Origin of the sequence: Stappia stellulata, assembly GCF_020176715.1 — a bacterium.
Taxonomy (GTDB): domain Bacteria; phylum Pseudomonadota; class Alphaproteobacteria; order Rhizobiales; family Stappiaceae; genus Stappia.
Genome location: NZ_JAIVMF010000003.1, coordinates 274,132 through 292,013, shown reverse-complemented (window position 1 = coordinate 292,013; position 17,882 = coordinate 274,132). Strand labels below are relative to the sequence as shown.

Annotated in this window: 14 protein-coding genes; 8 read left to right on the top strand and 6 right to left on the bottom strand. The window is 63.5% G+C overall.

What is annotated here, in order from left to right; genetic code table 11:
- Positions 1-40: 40 nt before the first annotated feature.
- On the bottom strand, positions 41-1,231 hold the full coding sequence (locus LC092_RS06090) for a hypothetical protein (RefSeq protein ID WP_224805548.1): 1,191 nt from the start codon (positions 1,229-1,231) through the stop codon (positions 41-43).
- 119 nt (positions 1,232-1,350) lie between these two features.
- Complete coding sequence (locus LC092_RS06085) at positions 1,351-2,259, bottom strand: sugar kinase (RefSeq protein WP_224805547.1); 909 nt, start codon at positions 2,257-2,259, stop codon at positions 1,351-1,353.
- Between the two features lie 150 nt (positions 2,260-2,409).
- Here LC092_RS06085 and LC092_RS06080 point away from each other — a divergent pair, with 150 nt between their 5' ends.
- The 4 genes from LC092_RS06080 (at position 2,410) to LC092_RS06065 (ending at position 6,519) form a co-directional block, all read left to right on the top strand.
- Entirely contained in the window at positions 2,410-4,026 is a 1,617-nt protein-coding gene (locus LC092_RS06080) for an EAL domain-containing protein (protein ID WP_224805546.1), read from the top strand.
- A gap of 189 nt (positions 4,027-4,215) precedes the next feature.
- Positions 4,216-5,154, top strand: coding sequence for a D-alanyl-D-alanine carboxypeptidase family protein (locus LC092_RS06075; RefSeq protein ID WP_224805545.1), 939 nt, complete (start codon positions 4,216-4,218; stop codon positions 5,152-5,154).
- A 53-nt stretch (positions 5,155-5,207) separates the two neighbouring features.
- A complete protein-coding gene (locus LC092_RS06070) occupies positions 5,208-5,843 on the top strand; it encodes a class I SAM-dependent DNA methyltransferase (RefSeq protein WP_224805544.1) in 636 nt (211 codons plus the stop codon).
- Between the two features lie 247 nt (positions 5,844-6,090).
- Entirely contained in the window at positions 6,091-6,519 is a 429-nt protein-coding gene (locus tag LC092_RS06065) for an FKBP-type peptidyl-prolyl cis-trans isomerase (protein WP_224805543.1), read from the top strand.
- A gap of 126 nt (positions 6,520-6,645) precedes the next feature.
- On the opposite strand, the gene LC092_RS06060 is transcribed toward LC092_RS06065, so the two are convergent.
- Both LC092_RS06060 and LC092_RS21340 read right to left on the bottom strand, forming a co-directional pair.
- Entirely contained in the window at positions 6,646-7,203 is a 558-nt protein-coding gene (locus LC092_RS06060) for a hypothetical protein (RefSeq protein WP_224805542.1), read from the bottom strand.
- A gap of 112 nt (positions 7,204-7,315) precedes the next feature.
- A complete protein-coding gene (locus tag LC092_RS21340; protein ID WP_412103528.1) occupies positions 7,316-7,549 on the bottom strand; it encodes a colicin Z C-terminal domain-related protein in 234 nt (77 codons plus the stop codon).
- Positions 7,550-7,982: 433 nt separating this feature from the next.
- On the opposite strand from LC092_RS21340, the gene LC092_RS06055 reads away from it, so the two are divergent.
- Positions 7,983-9,386, top strand: coding sequence for a metal-dependent hydrolase family protein (locus LC092_RS06055; protein WP_224805541.1), 1,404 nt, complete (start codon positions 7,983-7,985; stop codon positions 9,384-9,386).
- A gap of 407 nt (positions 9,387-9,793) precedes the next feature.
- On the opposite strand, the gene LC092_RS06050 is transcribed toward LC092_RS06055, so the two are convergent.
- Complete coding sequence (locus tag LC092_RS06050) at positions 9,794-13,522, bottom strand: vitamin B12-dependent ribonucleotide reductase (RefSeq protein WP_224805540.1); 3,729 nt, start codon at positions 13,520-13,522, stop codon at positions 9,794-9,796.
- 770 nt (positions 13,523-14,292) lie between these two features.
- On the opposite strand from LC092_RS06050, the gene LC092_RS06045 reads away from it, so the two are divergent.
- Positions 14,293-15,018 carry a response regulator gene (locus tag LC092_RS06045; RefSeq protein WP_224805614.1) on the top strand — a complete coding sequence of 242 codons (726 nt, stop codon included), beginning with the start codon at positions 14,293-14,295 and terminating at the stop codon, positions 15,016-15,018.
- A 152-nt stretch (positions 15,019-15,170) separates the two neighbouring features.
- On the top strand, positions 15,171-15,557 hold the full coding sequence (locus LC092_RS06040; RefSeq protein WP_224805539.1) for an NADH:ubiquinone oxidoreductase subunit NDUFA12: 387 nt from the start codon (positions 15,171-15,173) through the stop codon (positions 15,555-15,557).
- A gap of 116 nt (positions 15,558-15,673) precedes the next feature.
- On the opposite strand, the gene LC092_RS06035 is transcribed toward LC092_RS06040, so the two are convergent.
- Entirely contained in the window at positions 15,674-16,330 is a 657-nt protein-coding gene (locus LC092_RS06035; RefSeq protein WP_224805538.1) for an alpha/beta hydrolase, read from the bottom strand.
- 353 nt (positions 16,331-16,683) lie between these two features.
- On the opposite strand from LC092_RS06035, the gene LC092_RS06030 reads away from it, so the two are divergent.
- Positions 16,684-17,862, top strand: coding sequence for a cysteine desulfurase family protein (locus LC092_RS06030; protein WP_224805537.1), 1,179 nt, complete (start codon positions 16,684-16,686; stop codon positions 17,860-17,862).
- Positions 17,863-17,882: the final 20 nt, after the last annotated feature.

The window sequence follows — 17,882 nt, the reverse complement described above, 5'->3', positions numbered from 1 at the left end:
GAAGCAAATCGGGAGGGCATTTGCCCTCCCGTGGTCCGTGTCAGTCCTGGTTGGCGGTGATGGTCACACCGAGAATGTCCGGCAGGCTTTGCGGCGCCATCATCGCGGTTCCGAGAATTTGGGCGAAGGGCACCGGGGCGGCCGGCATTGCCGACGCCGACAGGGACTTCGGGTCCTTCAGGAACGCGGTCGCAGCGCCAGCGACCTTGGCCTGGAATTCGGCGTTGTTGAGCATCGACAGCATGAAGGGCAGGGCGCCGGTGAGCTGTTCGACAAAGACTTCCCGGGTCGCGCCGGCTTCCTTTGCCTGGTTTTCCAGAACCCGGTCGACGATCGAATCATTGTCGATGCGCAGCGAAACGCTTTCCACGAGAAGTCCCTGCATCAGGCCCATGGCCTGTTCGGGGCTGTCCTGGGCGGCATCGAGCTGTTCCAGAACCTCGCGGGTCAGCCCGTTGATCCGCAGCGCGGCATTCAAGGTGCCCGCGTTCTCGCCCGACAGCGTCAGCCGGTCGATTGCAAGTTCACCGGTGTCCGGCTTCCAGTCGGCCTCCATCTGGAAGGACAGGGTCAGGCTTTCGTAGCCGAGGTCCGAAAGGGCCTTGCGTTCTTCGTCATCGAGCGTATCGGCCGTGATCTCGATGCCTTCTACGCTGATCGAACCGGAGGTCGGCAGGCCGCCGTCCATCGTGTCGATCACCGCGACGACGCGCGAGACCGGCACCCGGCCGTCGTCATTGGCATCGATCACGATGTTCGTCAGTTCCGCGCGCGAATAGGTCGGCGTGATCGCGTCCGCGCCGTTGGAGGCCTTCACCGCCGCCGGAGATGCCAGCACGGGATCGGAGATCACGATGCTCTCCGCGCTGACCGTCACATCCTCGTCTTCGTCGAGATTCTCGATGTTGACGCCGCCCATCGTCAGACTGGCGGCCGACAGCCCGCCGTCGTCGGTCAGTACGCCGCCTGCGATCGTCGTCTCGCGGATCGTCAGCCGGGACTTCGCCGAGCCTTCATCGATCGAGCTGCGCAATCCGCTGATGGTGACGGTTTCACCGCTTTGCGTGACGCCGTCGTAGCCCGAGACGGTGGCATTGCCGGCTTCGACGATCTCGAGGAACCGGTCGGCAACGTCGCTGCCGGTTGCATCAAAGGCAAGGGCGGGCGGGGCCAGCACAAGCGGGCAGGCGAGCGCCAGCGCAAGGGCCGGACGAGAAAGGGTTTTGATCATCAAGACGTCTCCAGAATGCGTGTTTTAATCGGTCCGCCCCTGCCTGCGGAGCAATACGATGCGCCAAGCGCCCGGCAAGGACAACCCTTGCCCGCTGACACAGCGCATCGGGATCCGGGTCAAAATGCGGCGGCGACAGGTTTTTCCGGCCACAGGTCGCTGGCCGTCCTCACATTTTCCAATGACGGCAGGCTGGCCTCGTTGCCAAGGTGTTGGATTGCATGCGCCGAGGCGGCCCGGGCGAAGCGGAAACGGTCCGTCCAGGTCGCATGTTCGCCGGAGAGAAAGGCGTAGACATAGGCCCCGTGGAAGACGTCTCCCGCGCCGTTGGAATCCACAACTTTCGATGCGGGGACATCAAGCGCCGGAAGATGGGTCGTCGGCCCCTGGTCCTCGTACCAGTACAGTCCCTCGTCGCCGACCGTCACCCCGCCGACGGGGCAGCCGCGGGAGCGCAGGTAATTCAGCGTTTCGCCGACATCGAGGCCGAGCTGCTCGCAAAAGCGCATAGAGACAATTGGAACATCGATGAAGCGCAGGAGCTCCTCGGTGTTTTCGCGCACCGCGCCGCCGTCAAGCGATGTGAGGATCCCCGCGTCCCGGCAGGCCCGCGCGTAGTGGAGCGCGGCGTCCGGCATGTGGCCGTCCAGGTGCAGCGCCCGGCACCCGTCGAGTGTCAGATGCTGAAAGGGGTGGAGATAATGGTCGTCCCGGCAGCGCACGATCGCCCGTTGTCCGTCCTTCGGCATGATGAAGGAGAGGGAGGATTCCTTCACTTTCCGGCCGTGGATGGAGATGTTGTAGCTTGCCGCCATGTTGAGAAACATGCGCGCCAGCCAGTCGTTTGCCTGCGAGCACATGATATCCGGCGCGATTCCGAGCTTGGCGCAGGTGAAGCCGGCGGTCACCGCGTTTCCGCCGAAGCTCACGGCATAGTCGCGGGCAAGGGTCTTCTCGTCGCCGGTCGGCAACTTGTCGGTCAGAAAGGTGATGTCGATATAGGCCTGGCCGATGAACAAAGCCTCCATGAAAATCCTCGCTCCAAAAACGTCAAATCATTACCTGCTCGGAATTTTTGATCCCAATCGGGCATATTTGTCAAAGCGTGCGTCCGGTCTTCAGGTGTCATTTACGAAGCTTGGCCATAGTGGGACCGCTGCTTTAATCCGGGACAGGCCGTGTCGCATCGCTATACCCTCTTTTTCAGGACGTTGCTGATCGCGCTGGCGCTTGCCGTCGCGCCGCTCGTGGCGGCCAACTATGTCCTGAACAGCTATGCGGTCACCCAGGCCCAGGCGGAAATGACCGCCATTGCCGAACGCTATGTGCTCAGGGCCGAAAAAGCCATTGGCGACGCGGTGTCCACGCTCCAGACCTTGCATCAGGACGGGCTCGTCACCTGCGCGCCCGCGGACCGCGCAGCGTTCCATGCCGGCGTCATTTCCGCGCCCTTCGTCCAGATGATTGGCGTCGTAAACGCCTCCGGCGTTCTGATGTGCAATGTGCCCGAGTTGCCGGCGACGGGCGATGCCGTATTGCCGGTCCTGAAGTCGGACGCGCCGCTGGTGGGGATCGGGATGCGCGACCGTGCCTTCGAGGGCACCCGCGTTGCGCTGGTGAGCTGGCGGATCGGAAACGGCAATCGCCTGCTGGCGGAAATCTCGCCGGTGGCGATCTCCATTGATCCCGGCCCGGACTATTTGCGGGCGCATCGGCTGGTCGAGCTGCAACTGGGCGACGGCGTCGTGTGGTTGCGGTCCGGCGAGGCGGCGCAGCGCAGCGGGAATGGCGACAGCGAGGAGCTTGTCGCGGAGGTGCAGTCGACGAAGTACCCGATGATTGCGGTGGTGACGGCGCCGACATCGGCCGCCGACAATCTGGTGCGCGATCTCAAGGTGGTCGCGGCGATTGCCTGCGTCGGCTTTGCCGTCCTGTTCGTGGCGGTCGGCGTCTGGTTCTCCTGGCGTCCCGAAAGCGAGGCGGAGGACGAGTTCGTCCAGGCCATCCGCAAGGGCGAGTTCGTGCCCTATTATCAGCCGGTGATGGACATCGAGACCGGCCGCCTGCGCGGCTGCGAGGTGTTGATGCGGTGGGCGCGGCCGGACGGCTCCGTGATCTCGCCCGGCGCCTTCATGACCTTCGCGGAGACCTCGGGGCATATCTTCGAGATGACCCGGCAGATCATGCGCAAGACGCGGGAAGAGGTCGGGGAACTCTACTACCAGAACCCGGAATTCAAGCTGTCGATCAACCTCTTCGCCGGTCATTTCGAGGATCGCCAGGTCATCGAGGACATCCAGCAGATCTATGGCGGGTCGCAGATCGCCTTCCAGCAGATCGTGATGGAAGTTACCGAGCGCCAGCCGCTGTCCGACATGGAGACGGCCCGCAAGATCATCGCCGAAATGCAGGCGATCGGCGTTCGCGTGGCGCTGGACGATGTGGGCACGGGCCATGGCGGCTTCGCCTATCTGCAAAAGCTCGGCATCGACATCATCAAGATCGACAAGATGTTCATCGACAGCCTGGGCACGGACGACAATTCCACCACGATCGTCGACACGATGGTGGAGCTCGCCGACAATCTCGGCATGGGCATTATCGCCGAGGGCGTGGAGACGATGGAGCAGATCGAGCGCCTGCGCGAACTCGGCGTGTCCGCCGCGCAGGGCTATATCTTTGCGCCGCCGTTGCCTGCCAAACTCTTCATCGACCTTGCCCAGGCGCTCTCCGGCGGACGCGGGGAAGGCGAGGGCGAGAGCGACGTGATCGCCGACGACGCAAGGGTCGCGTAATCCGCGCCGTGCCGTGTCGCCCGGGCCGGCAGCCCTTCTTCGGTCTTCGACCCCGGATTTTTCGCGTCCCTGGCTGGTGGTATCCTGTCCGTTCCTTGTGTCCTTGCGCGGTTTCGCTATGGTGGCGCCGCTTTCAGCGCAAAGGAGCGACCCGTGGGCCCTGTCTCTGTCCAATCTGCAAGCGATGAGGTGGCAACCGTCGGACCGCGCGCCGGCGCGCGCAGCCGGCTGATTGCCGTTTTCGCGGCCCTGTCGCTTGCGCTTGCGGCCTGTCAGACGGCGCCGCCGCAGGGCGGTTCCCTCGACCGCGGCGCGGTGCCCGCGGTTGCCGCAGTCGAGACCGCGCCCTTGCCGGAAATGCCCGGTCAGGTCGCGGAACTGGGGCTTGCGCCCAGCGGCCAGGCAACGCCGCGCGCCTATTCCGCGATCGTGGTCGATGCCGCAAGCGGGGCGGTGCTTCACGAAGAGGCGGCGGACGGCCTGCGCTATCCGGCCTCGCTGACCAAGATGATGACGCTCTACCTGCTGTTCGATGCGCTCGACGGCGGCCGGGTGTCGCTCGACAGCGCGCTCCAGGTCTCCGCCAATGCCGCGCGCCAGCCGCCGGCCAAGATCGGCGTGAAGGCGGGCACGACGATTTCCGTGCGTCAGGCGGTGCAGGCGCTCGCGGTCAAATCCGCCAATGACGTCGCCGTGGCGGTTGCGGAGAACCTCGCCGGATCGGAGAGCGCCTTCGCCGCGCAGATGACCGCCAAGGCCCGCTCGCTCGGAATGCGCCGGACCCGGTTCGTCAATGCCTCCGGCCTGCCCGATCCGCGGCAGGTGACGACCGCACGCGACATGGCGATCCTCGCCCGCGCCCTGAAGAGCCGGCATTCGACACGCGCGCGCGCCTTCACCGCGCGCTCCTTCACCTACAATGGCCGCACCTTCGAGGCGACCAACAACCTTCTCGGCCGGGTTGCCGGCGTCGACGGCATCAAGACCGGCTATATCCGCCTGTCGGGCTACAATCTCGCGGCGTCCGCCGGGCGCGGCGGCAAGCGCGTCATCGCCGTGGTCATCGGCGGCGAGAGCGAGCGCGCGCGCGACAGCGAGGTCACCGCGCTGCTGGAACGCTACCTGTAGCAGGCACCCGGCGGAGGCTCTGGTCCTCTCGCGGTCAATTCGAGGCTATCGACATGAGTTCGGTCAAGGAGACCAGCCGGCGGTTCTGGAACAAGGCGGCCCGAAAATATGCCAAGCGCCCCGTCGGCGACGAGGCGGCCTATGCCCATACGCTGGAGCGCGTGCGCGCGCATATCGACGGGTTCGAGCGGGTGCTGGAGGTCGGCTGCGGCACCGGCACGACGGCGTTCAAGCTTGCCGATTGCGTCGGCGCCTATACGGCCAGCGATCTCTCCGAGGAGATGATCGACATCGCGCTGGAAAAGGCGGTCGCGGCCGATGACACGAAGATCCGTTTTCTCAAGGCCGGTCTCAGCGACCTGCCGGGCGAAGCCGCCGCTTACGACGCGGTGCTCGCCTTCAGCCTGCTGCATCTGACGGAAGATCCGCGCGCGGCGGTCGCACAGATCGCGGAGCGCCTGCGCCCGGGCGGGCTGTTCATTTCCAAGACCGTCTGTCTCGGCGACATGAACCCCGTCTTCCGGCTCATCATTCCGGTGATGCGCTTCTTACGGATGGCGCCGCTGGTGCACTTCTTGAAAGCGCAGGAGCTTGAGGCGATCATCGCCGAGGGCGGTTTCGAGATTATCGAGACCGGCACCTTTCCCAAGAAGCCGCCGGCGCGGTTTGTCGTCGCGCGCAAGGCGTAGGGCGAGACCGGTATCGCTGCAGCATCTGTCAGGTGAACCTTCAGTGCGTGGGCCGGCCGTTGGCGGGCTGCGAAGGTCAAATGCGCAACGCAGATGCGGCCGGGAGGCCCGACCGGCTTTTTGGATCGCGCGAAATCTTGGGGTTTACATCGCCCGGCAGACTTGCGAGCCTGAGCTTCGAGCGACTGAGCACCCGACGTTTCACCGGGTCTCGTCAAACCCACACCCTCCCGAAAGAGACTTCTTCATGACGCAAGCCAAGCCGGGCGACACGCTGCATCTTCACTACACGGGCACACTGGACGACGGCACCGTCTTCGACAGTTCGGAAGGCCGCGATCCGCTGTCCTTCGAACTGGGATCCGGCCAGATCATCCCGGGGCTCGACAGCGGGGTGACCGGCATGGAAGTCGGCGAAAAGCGCAAGGTGCGCATCGAGCCGGAAGACGCCTATGGCGCGCATGTGCCCGACCGCGTCCAGGCCGTCGACCGGGCCAGTTTTCCCGACCATATCCCGGCCGAGCCCGGCACCCCGCTTCAGGTGCAGACGCAGGACGGCCAGACCATGAACGTCGTCATCGCCGATGTGACCGAGGACAAGGTGCTGCTCGACGCCAACCATCCGCTGGCCGGCAAGGCACTGACCTTCGACGTGGAACTCGTCAAGATCGCCTGAGGTCGGGCGGCGTGGTCTGAACGCCGGTCTCGCGATCGTCGAGACCGGCCGCTTCAATCGGAATGCCCGCGCGCTTTCAAGGCACGGAGCGGGGGATCGGATTTCGATGACGGCGGTCGGGTGCAATCAATGGCCGACGCGGAGCACGCCGGTGGCCGGATCGTAGGCCCAGGCGTAGACCAGAAACGCGCCCTCGTGGATCAGCACCGCCGTCTCCGGACTGAGATCTATCGCCAGCTCCGCGATTTGCGCGACCGTCTCGTTTTTGAGCTTGAAGTGCTGGCTGGTTTCTTCCGGCGCGCGATCCAGAAACCTGTCGATGGCGACGGGGATCTCCGCGCGCGTCTGGTAGGCCATGACGACCGTGAACTCGGGAAGCGGGCGGATGGCCATCGCGTCGAGCAGCATCTTGTCCTCAAGCTCGGGTAAGCCGAAGAGCGACATGCGTTCGCCACCCATCGTGTCCGCGACAAGCGTGTTGTCCGACACGCGGCGATCATAGATGACGACGCTGATGTGCTCACCGATGCGCGCTTGCGTATAGGCCTTCAACGCGGCCGCGGCATCCGGCTTCAGCCGTATCGATGGCGACTCCCTGTTGACGCTCCAGCCGTCGGGCGGTCGGATCTCCTCGATGTCCGTGGACTTGATCACATGTCGCGATTTCAGGACGAAGAGCGTCATGTCCGTTTGCGCCGAAACCGGCTGCACAAGCGAGAGAGCGCAGGCGAGGGTCAGGCAAAGGCCTTTGCAAGAACCTAGTATCGCTCCGACCACTTTGCCTCTCCTTATCGCTTCAGATCACCGAGACCAGTATTCTCTGGGCAAAGATACCGTGGCTGCGCGCTCGCATTCTGATTTCCGTTGCCATGTTTTCCGTCAATCGAACGGTCGTCGATCCGGGTCCCGGTCGTTGGAAACTTTGACCGTTCCCGCCCTGGATTTCGACGCTGAAGGTCGAGGGCGTTTCGGTGGAAGAATTGAACTTGATCCGCAGCGTTCGCGGCGCTCCAGCGATCTGATCGTACACCGCCTCGCAGTGTCCCCGGCGTTCGTCCCGCGTGACAGGCGGTTCTCTTCGGATCTTGCAGGCCAATGACTGCCAACACCTGGCGGAGGCGATGGAGCGACCGATGGTCCAGCGTAAAATGGGCACCCAGGCTGGCGTGCTTTAAATTCTCGACCAATTCCGGCGATAAAGGGACGAACCTGCTTATCTGCATTCCTTGATGCATCCAGTTTTGTAAAAAGCCTTTTCACGAGTACTGTCCAGAGTGAGACAAGTTGACCGTCGGCAGATCCGAAATGAGGTCTTTGTGCAATCAAGGAGGAGGCCTGCGCGGCATTGATCGTCGTCAAGGGAGATCCACCCGAAAGCTGTAGTCTGGTCGCTGACCCGCAAGAGATTGCGTCCGCATTTTTTTAGATGAATTGAACCAAACAACGAACTGGAGAATTGACCGATGCTTCGCAGGACAACCACCGCTCTTCTTGGTGCCGTGATTGCTGTGGCGCCCACAGTTTTGCCCACTGTCGCGGACGCGCATGAACCGATTGCCCTTGCCCCGGATGGTGGCAAGATCGTGCATGGTCACAGCTATGGTCCCGCGCTCAAATACGACAATGTCGTCATTCGAGGGGCGCAGATCTTCAACGGGTGCGATGAGGACCTGGTCGCGGCCGACGTTCTGATCACCAACAACCTTATTGCGAAAATCGAACCTGATCTGGAGGCTCCGGCCGGCAGTCACGAGATCGTGGCGGATGGCCACACGATGATCCCCGGACTGATTGATGCACACTGGCATGGTGTTTATGCCACGGCCACCATTTCCCAGCTGATGACAACGAACGAAGGCTACTGGAACTTGCTGACCTCTGTCGCGCAGCGCGACACGCTCTATCGCGGGTTCACCACAGTGCGCGACGCCGCCGGGCCAATGTTCGATATTGCCCGCGCCACCGACGAGGGCATGATTATAGGGCCGCGGGTGTTCCCGTCAGGTCCGGCCATTTCTCAGACCTCGGGGCACATGGATTTCCGCATGACCCGCGACGTACCGGCGACGCCGGACAAGCTCCATTCCTTCGAGACTTCCGACATGTTCTATATCGCGGACGGGGTGCCTGAGGTGCTCAAGCGCGTGCGCGAGAACCTGATGCAGGGGGCCACGCAGATCAAGCTGATGGCTGGTGGCGGTGTCACGTCGAGTTATGACCCAATTCATACATTGCAATACACCAACGCGGAACTGGAAGCGGCGGTCGAACAGGCGGCGAACTGGGGTACTTATGTTCTTACCCATGCCATCAGCGATGAGGCGGTAAACCATTCGATCGATGCAGGTGTTAAAAGCGTGGAACATGGCCATATGGCCACCCGTGAAACCCTCCAGAGGTTCGTGGAGGAAGACGTCTGGCTCAGCATGCAACCGTTTTTGGATGACGTCGATGCTCCGGCACTGAACGACTTTCAGAAGGAAAAGTACAAGTTCGTAACCGACGGAACCGACTTCGTTTACAAGACTGCGAAGGAATTGGGCGTCAAGGTTGCTTTCGGGACCGATACGCTTTTCAGCTCCGATCTCGCCAAACGTCAGGGCGCGCAACTCGCGAAGTTGGAAAAGTGGTTTACGCCATTTGAGGCCTTGAAGATGGCAACCTGCGACAATGCCGAGTTGCTAAAGCTGTCTGGACCGTTGACACCCTATCCTTTGGGACCGCTTGGAGTCATTGAAGAGGGGGCCTATGCCGACCTTCTGCTCGTCGATGGCAATCCGCTTGAAGACCTCGACCTCGTTTCTGATCCGCATCAGAACTTCAATCTGATCATGAAAGACGGTGTGATCTACAAGAACGCGCTCTGACACCGTGATTGGAGCAAGGACGACGCGGCCCTTTGTTGCATGGGGAGGCTTGGGCTGCGATCGCGTCGTCATTGGCATCCCAGGCATGTTTGAGCTCTATGGTTGATCCGACCCAACCAGCTCAGGCATTCGAGGGGCGGTCAAGAGCGTTGGACCTTGGTATCTGGATCAAGTCTCGTCATTGCATTGACGAGACTTGATCCGCGTGAGGGATGGATGGACCGCCTTGAGCCGATCCAAAACCGCGTCTTTGGTCGACTTCCACCTCACCCCCGGGTGTCTTGGGGGGTGAGGATGACCTTTTTTCTGATCCAGAGTGGGCAGTCTTTAGGTGCTTGATGCGTCAGCCTATCCCGATTTAGGGCGAGATAGACTGACGCATCAGGCTTGGCCGGGACGGGAAGCCCTCAGCTGCAGCCGCTCGTCGAGCCGCAGGTGTCGCACTTCAGGCAGGTGCCGTTGCGCACCATGGTGAAGTTGCCGCATTCGGCGCAGTTCTCGCCTTCATAGCCCTTCATCCTGGCCTGGGCGATCTGCTGCGCCTGGCTGGCGACCGGGGCGGGGGAGGCTGTGCCGAGGTCGGTTGCCGTCTCCGTCTCGATCTCCACCTCGCGCTTGAACGCCGTGGCCACGGCCGCCGTGCGGGCATGGATCGACGTCGAGGTCACGGACGTCCCGCTCTTGGCGGTCTCACTGCTGCCGAGCGCGCCGGCCGGCTCGCCGGTGGTTCCGACCACGCGGAAGCGCTCCGTCTGGCCGCGCACCAGGCCGCGGGACACGACGCCGCTGTGGCCCTGATCCGTGGCACGCCCCTCGTTCGGGCCCGACGACATCGCCGTGTTGCCGATCGCCTCCGGCGGCACATGCGCCAGATCGTTGCGGGCGAGGTAGGAAACGGCCAGCTCGCGGAAGATATAGTCGAGGATCGAGGTCGCGTTCTTGATCGCCTCGTTGCCCTGCACCATGCCCGCCGGCTCGAAGCGGGTGAAGGTAAAGGCGTCGACATATTCCTCGAGCGGCACGCCGTACTGGAGGCCGAGCGAGATCGCGATGGCGAAATTGTTCATCAGCGAGCGGAAGGCGGCACCTTCCTTGTGCATGTCGATGAAGATCTCGCCAAGGCGGCCGTCGCCGTATTCGCCGGTGGTGAGATACACCTTGTGGCCGCCGACGCGCGCCTTCTGGGTGTAGCCCTTGCGGCGGTCCGGCATCTTCTCGCGCTCGCGCACCGGGCGTTCGACCACCCGCTCCACGATGCGCTCGACGATCTTTTCCGCGACCTTCTCGATCCGTGCGTGCTGCGGTTGGGCGACCAGCGCCTCGACCGCATCCTCCTCGTCGTCCTCGTCATCGGCGAGAAGCTGGGAGTTCAGCGGCTGCGACAGCTTGGAGCCGTCGCGGTAGAGCGCATTGGCCTTGAGCGCCAGGCGCCAGGACAGCATGTAGGCCTCGGCGCAATCCTCGACGGTCGCGTCGTTGGGCATGTTGATCGTCTTGGAGATCGCACCCGAGATGAACGGCTGGGCCGCCGCCATCATGCGGATGTGGCTTTCCACCGACAGGAAGCGCTTGCCGAGACGGCCGCAGGGGTTGGCGCAATCGAAGACCGCGTAATGCTCCTTCTTGAGGAAGGGAGCGCCCTCCAGCGTCATCGCACCGCAGACATGGGTGTTGGCGGCCTCGATGTCGGCCTTGGAGTAGCCGAGATGCGTCAGCAGGTCGAAGTCCGGATCGTCGAGCTTCTCGGCCGGGACGCCGAGCGTTCCGGTCACGAAGTCGTCGCCCAGCGTCCAGCGGTTGAACACGAACTTGATGTCGAAGGCGGAGCCGAGCGCGCCGGCGACCTTCTCAAGCGCCTTGGCGTCGAAGCCCTTGGCCGTCAGGCTGCCGGGATTGATCGCGGGCGCCTGGTCGAGCGAGCCGTGGCCGACCGCATAGGCCTCGATTTCGGCGATCTCGCTCTCGCTGTAGCCGAGGCCGCGCAGGGCCGCGGGAACGGCGCGGTTGATGATCTTGAAGTAGCCGCCGCCGGCCAGCTTCTTGAACTTCACCAGCGCGAAATCCGGTTCGATGCCGGTGGTGTCGCAGTCCATCACCAGGCCGATCGTGCCGGTCGGGGCGATCACCGTCGACTGGGCGTTGCGGTAGCCGTGCTTCTGGCCGAGGTCGAGCGCCTTGTCCCAGGCGATCTTCGCCCGTTCCACCAGACGCGGGTCGGTGCAGGAGGCATGGTCGAGCGGCACCGGATTGGTGTTGAGGCCCTCGTAGCCCTTGGCCTCGCCATAGGCGGCGCGGCGATGGTTGCGCATGACGCGCAGCATGTGGCTGGCGTTTTCCTTATAGCCCGGGAAGGGGCCGAGTTCGCCGGCCATCTCCGCCGAGGTGGCATAGGCCACGCCGGTCATGATCGCGGTCAGCGCGCCGCAGATCGCGCGGCCCTCGTCGCTGTCGTAGGGAATGCCGGAGGTCATCAGCAGGCCGCCGATGTTGGCGTAGCCCAGGCCAAGCGTGCGGAACTTGTAGGACAGCTCGGCAATCTCCTTCGACGGGAACTGCGCCATCAGCACGGAGATTTCGAGCACCATGGTCCACAGGCGCACGGCGTGCTCGTAGTTCTCCACGTCGACCAGGCCGTCTTCCTGGCGGAACTGAAGCAGGTTCAGCGACGCGAGGTTGCAGGCGGTGTCGTCGAGGAACATGTACTCCGAGCAGGGGTTCGACGCGCGGATCTCGCCGGAGGCCGGGCAGGTGTGCCAGTCGTTGATCGTGGTGTGATACTGGATGCCGGGATCGGCGGAGGCCCAGGCGGCATAGCCGATCTGCTCCCACAGCTCGCGCGCTTTCACGGTCTTGGCGACGGAGCCGTCCTTGCGGGCCGTCAGGTTCCAGTCGTCATCCTCCAGGACGGCGGTCAGGAAGCCGTCGGTGACGCGCACGGAGTTGTTGGAGTTCTGCCCCGACACCGTCAGATAGGCCTCGGAGTCCCAATCGGTGTTGTAGATCGGGAACTCGATCTTGGTGAAGCCCTGGCGGGCGAACTGGATGACGCGCTGGATGTAGTTCTCCGGCACCATCATCTTCTTGGCCGCGCGGATCTCGCGCTTCAGGGCCGGGTTTTTCGCCGGGTCGAAGCAGTCGCCGTCATGCCCCTCGCAATTGACGCAAGCGCGCATGATCGCGGAGAGATGCTTCTGGCAGATCTTGGAGCCGGTCACGAGGGCCGCGACCTTCTGCTCTTCCTTCACCTTCCAGCTGATGTAATCCTCGATATCGGGATGATCGATGTCGACCACGACCATCTTGGCCGCGCGGCGCGTGGTGCCGCCCGACTTGATCGCGCCGGCCGCCCGGTCGCCGATCTTGAGGAAGCTCATCAGGCCGGAGGACTTGCCGCCGCCCGACAGCTTCTCGCCTTCGCCGCGCACGCGGGAGAAGTTGGAGCCGGTGCCGGAGCCGTATTTGAACAGGCGGGCCTCGCGAACCCACAGGTCCATGATGCCGTTTTCATTGACCAGATCGTCCTGCACGGACTGGATGAAACAGGCGTGCGGCTGCGGATGCTCGTAGGCGGTCGCCGAGCGGGTCAGCTCGCCGGTCTCGAAATCCACATAGAAGTGACCCTGGCTCGGACCGTCGATGCCATAGGCCCAGTGCAGGCCGGTGTTGAACCACTGCGGGCTGTTCGGCGCGACCTTCTGGGTGGCGAGCATGAAGCGCAACTCGTCGAAGAAGGCGCGGGCATCGGCCTCATCGTCGAAATAGCCGCCCTTCCAGCCCCAGTAGGTCCAGGTGCCGGCGAGGCGGTCGAACACCTGACGCGCGTCGATCTCCGAGCCGTAGCGCTCGTTTTCGGGCAGTTCGGCAAGTGCGTCGAGATCGGCTTCCTTGCGCCACAGCCAGGAGGGAACGGTGTTCTCCTCGACCGGCTTCAGGCGCGCCGGAACGCCGGCCTTGCGGAAGTACTTCTGCGCCAGGATGTCGGAGGCGACCTGCGAGAACTGCGAGGGGACGTCGATGTTCTCGAGGCGGAACACGATCGAGCCATCCGGATTGCGGATCTCGCTGGTGGCGACCCGGAACGGAACCTCCGCATAGGGCGACTGTCCGTCCTTGGTATAGCGCCGCTCGATTTTCATCCTAAAGCCCCCTTACGTGCATCCGGCCCGCCGGGCCGATCGTTGCGTGATCGCGGTCATGCCGCTGTCTGGTCAGTGGCGAACACGTCGCCGCACTTCCGCGCTCTGGAAAAACGCGAAAGCTGAAGCAGGCGCCGCCCTGTCATGTGTTGCCGCGCGTGTGCCACGCGATCCGTATCTGTTGGGTGTGCACCAAATATAGTATGCCGGCGCACGCCTGTCACGACATATCGCGTTTCCAGGTCGAAAAAATCCGCCCGCCGTGAGCCGCCGCGCTCAAGCCGGATGACATTTCGTCGACTGTCTGTGGAATGGACGCGGAGCCGTTTGCTCCAACCTTCTTGCGATCCGTCTGACGGTCAAAAGGTAGGGTGAATCGTTTGTAAGCGTCAAGCGGTGAAATCCATCTATTGTGGATCTGCTGCCTTGAGGCCCAAAATGTAGTGTATGGGTGTGGATATCGAGGACGGAGGCCGGCAGCGCTTGCTAAGGGCGACCCGGTCAGGGCCGGGCTTCCCCGTGGCATCAAACCGGCCCCGTGGCATCAAACCGGCCCCGCGGCATCGATCCGGCGGAATGGCCATGGCCATCGCGGAACGCGACAGTCGAGCCGGAGAATCGCTTCCGCCTGATGGCATCCTACCATCTGGGCCGTTCGAATTTTAGCGAAACTGTCTGAAAATGCGCATCGCGTGGTCAACGGGAGAACAATGCGCTCGTGGTTCACTGTATCCGATCTGGTTCAGATGCAGGATGCGCCCGTGGCCCGAATGACGCGGCACTACGCCTATGGTCTTGATATCACCGACCTCGACGTCGTGGTGGTGGACGATTCCAAACCGATGCAGACGATCCTGCGCTCCACCCTGCTCGGGTTTCGCGTGCGGCGCGTGCGGACGTTCGACACGGCGGCCGAGGCGCTCGAGGTCATGCGGCTCGATCCGCCCAACATGGTGATCACCGACTGGCGGATGCGACCGACAAGCGGGACCGGATTGTTGCGCAGTCTGAGGCAGCGCAAGATGGCGCCGCTGTGTTTCCTGCCGGTCATCTTCGTCACGGCGCATGGCACGCGGACGCTGATCGACCGGATCCTGCGCGACGGGGCGCAGAATGTGGTCATCAAGCCGTTGTCGCCGTCGGCGCTTTACGACCGGCTGACCTGGACACTGCGCGACAGCCGGCCGCTGGTGCTGGGCGAGAACGGACGCTATGTGGTCGACGGCGTGGCGGAAAGCCTCGACGAGAAGGCACGCAAGTGGCAGCAGATCGGTGGCGGACGCAGCATCGTCACCGTCTCGCCGGCGCGTGCGGCGGTCGGGCCGAAACGTCCGCTAGCACCCCTTGACGAGCTGCGCCTGCCCAAAGAGGCGATCATCGAAACTGCCCCGACGCACAAGGTGCCGGAGGAAGACGAACACACGAATGGCGCCCGGCGCCAAAAGGCGGAGTTCGCCAAGATCGCCCGTGTCCGTCGGACGAAGGGAGCGGCGTGATCCGCGCGCAATTGCGCAACTGGACATCGGCCGGACGACAAGGCATAGTCGCGCCGCCTCGACAGGCGGTTCAGCGCTTGCGCCGATCCGCCGGGCGGGATGCCGCAAGGACGCGGCGTTCCTGTTGATTCCCGAGAAAATGGCCGAAGTCGATGAAAAGCCTGCTGCTTCAGTTTTTCACCTGGTGGAACGGTGCGACGTGGGGAACCCGTTTCTTCACATGGCGCAAGGGCGAGTTCGTCGGCACGGATGAATTCGGCAACAGCTATTACCGCGAGCGCGGCGGAAAGAAGCGCTGGGTGATCTACAAGGATCTTGCCGAAGCGTCGCAGATCCCTCCGGGTTGGCACGGCTGGATGCATCACCGCGTCGACACGCCGCCGAGCGAGGTCGAGTACACCCCGCGCGCGTGGCAAAAGCCGCATCGTGCCAATGGCACCGGCACACCGGCCGCTTATCGTCCGAAGGGCTCGATCCTGACGCCGGAGCATCGTCCGCAGGTGTCGGGCGACTATCAGGCCTGGTCGCCGGACAACTGAGCCACCCGCTGGCGCGACGGCCTGTCGATGACCGCGGCTATCCGATCAGGTTCGTCATAAAAAACGCCGGCTGGAGACCCCAGCCGGCGTTTTTGTTCAGCGCTGTCATTGGCCGGTCAGGCCACTTCCGTACCGATGCCGAGACGGCGGTCGAGATAGTTCCCGCATTCGCCCATCAGTTCGTCCATGTGGTTTTCGAAGAAGTGGTTCGCGCCGGGAATGATCTTCTGGTCGATCACGATTCCCTTTTGCGTCTTCAGCTTGTCGACCAAATTCTGGACGTCCTTCGGCGGCACGACCTTGTCGGCATCGCCGTGGATGATCAGGCCGGAGGACGGGCAGGGGGCCAGGAACGAGAAGTCGTGCAGGTTCGCCGGCGGGGCGGCGGAAATGAATCCCTCCACCTCGGGGCGGCGCATCAAGAGCTGCATGCCGATCCAGGCGCCGAAGGAGAAACCGGCGATCCAGCAGGCGCGCGCGTCGGGATGAACGCTCTGCACCCAATCGAGTGCCGCCGCCGCATCCGACAATTCGCCCTGGCCGTGATCGAAGGTGCCCTGACTGCGCCCGACGCCGCGGAAGTTGAACCGCAGCACGGCAAAGCCGCGCTTCGCGAACATGTAATAGAGCTGATAGACGATCTGGTTGTTCATCGTCCCGCCAAACTGCGGGTGGAGATGAAGAATCAGAGCGATCGGCGCCGTGCGCGATTTCGCCGGCTGAAACCGGCCTTCGATGCGGCCGGCCGGCCCGTTGAAAATCACCTCAGGCATAGACCACCTCGTGCATGGGGCTCGTGTTCCTTTTTGTGTCACGCGCGTTCGACAATCGTCAGGCACGCTAAGGGCTATTGCGTAGTGCCGCCTTGACTCGGATGAACGCCGTTCCTAAAACTTCTTTAGAATCGTTCGAAACTTCGCGGTCGAGCCGAACACTTCGAACCCTTCGGTCCTTCGCGTGGCTTGTAGGCTTGTCTTATCCAGATCTCCGCGCCGAAATGCAAGGATTGCTTGGGTGTGCGGCCGTCACGGCATCGCTTTTCGTGTTTTGCGCGGTGCCGGCAGCGATACGTTCGACCGTGTCCGATCCGGGAAGACCCGGGCCTGAAGAAGGAAGTGATGCCGCAATGGCGCAGGGCAGAGCCATCTATCTGGATCACAACGCGGGCGCAAAACTGCGCCCGGCGGTGGCAGATGCGATGCGCGAGCTGATCGGGGTGGTTGGAAATGCCTCCTCCGTTCATGCGCCGGGCCGGGCAGCGCGCGCCCAAATCGAGGCTGCGCGCTCTGCGGCGGCAGCGCTTGCCGGCGTGGAACCGGCCAATGTCGTCTTCACCTCCGGTGCGACCGAAGCCAATGTGACCGCCTTGTCGCCCGTCTGGGTCGACGGGCGCGGCAGCCGCAGCTTCGACCGGCTGCTGGTCGGGGCGTGCGAGCACCCGTCGGTGCTGTCCGGGGGACGGTTTGCGGCGAATGCGGTCGAAACGGTCGCGGTCGACGCTGAGGGGCGTGTCGATGTCTCGCAACTGTCGCAGCGGCTGGGCGAGCTTGTCGCGGACGGGCGATCCGTCCTGGTCAGCGTCATGGCGGCGAACAATGAAACCGGCGTGATCCAGCCGCTCGAGGAGATCGGCCAGGCGGTTCACGAGGTTGGCGCGACGCTGCATGTGGACGCGGTCCAGGCGGCCGGCCGCCTTCCGCTCGATCTTGAGCGCTGGCGGGCCGACAGTGTGTCCTTGTCCGCGCACAAGATCGGTGGCCCTCAAGGGGCCGGTGCGCTGGTTTTGCGCAATGCGGGGCTGCATCCCGTGTCGCTTCTCACCGGCGGCGGGCAGGAACGGCGCAAGCGGGCCGGAACGGAGAATGTGCTTGCCATCGCCGGGTTTGGCGTCGCAGCGCGGATTGCGCTGGAGGAAATCGCCGATTGGGACCGATTGCGCGTCCTTCGGGATGGTCTGGAACGCGATCTCCTCCATATAAAGGGGGAGACCCGCGTGTTTGGGCAGAACGCGCAGCGTCTGCCAAATACGTCCTGTTTCGCCGTGCCTGGAATGCCGGCCGAGACAGTGCTGATCGCGCTTGATCTTGAGGGGATTGCGGTCTCTTCCGGGTCGGCGTGCTCGAGCGGAAAAGTGTCGTCTTCGCATGTTCTTGCGGCGATGGGCGTCGATCGGGACCTGGCACGCTGCGCCTTGCGCGTAAGCCTTGGTCCGGATACGCACGCGGAAGAAACAGAGGCCTTTGTCGCCGCATGGCGACGTGTAACGGCCCGGATGCGGACAGCGGGCGCAGGACGCGCCGCCTGACCCGACCGAGCCTTGAGTAG

Coding starts and splice junctions, on each gene's coding strand:
- LC092_RS06070 (WP_224805544.1), top strand. CDS start 5,208: ATGAGTTCGGTCAAGGAGACCAGCCGGCGGTTCTGGAACAAGGCGGCC.
- LC092_RS06090 (WP_224805548.1), bottom strand. CDS start 1,231: ATGATCAAAACCCTTTCTCGTCCGGCCCTTGCGCTGGCGCTCGCCTGC.
- LC092_RS06085 (WP_224805547.1), bottom strand. CDS start 2,259: ATGGAGGCTTTGTTCATCGGCCAGGCCTATATCGACATCACCTTTCTG.
- LC092_RS06035 (WP_224805538.1), bottom strand. CDS start 16,330: ATGCCTGAGGTGATTTTCAACGGGCCGGCCGGCCGCATCGAAGGCCGG.
- LC092_RS06040 (WP_224805539.1), top strand. CDS start 15,171: ATGAAAAGCCTGCTGCTTCAGTTTTTCACCTGGTGGAACGGTGCGACG.
- LC092_RS06055 (WP_224805541.1), top strand. CDS start 7,983: ATGCTTCGCAGGACAACCACCGCTCTTCTTGGTGCCGTGATTGCTGTG.
- LC092_RS06060 (WP_224805542.1), bottom strand. CDS start 7,203: ATGACGCTCTTCGTCCTGAAATCGCGACATGTGATCAAGTCCACGGAC.
- LC092_RS06065 (WP_224805543.1), top strand. CDS start 6,091: ATGACGCAAGCCAAGCCGGGCGACACGCTGCATCTTCACTACACGGGC.
- LC092_RS06030 (WP_224805537.1), top strand. CDS start 16,684: ATGGCGCAGGGCAGAGCCATCTATCTGGATCACAACGCGGGCGCAAAA.
- LC092_RS06050 (WP_224805540.1), bottom strand. CDS start 13,522: ATGAAAATCGAGCGGCGCTATACCAAGGACGGACAGTCGCCCTATGCG.
- LC092_RS06045 (WP_224805614.1), top strand. CDS start 14,293: ATGACGCGGCACTACGCCTATGGTCTTGATATCACCGACCTCGACGTC.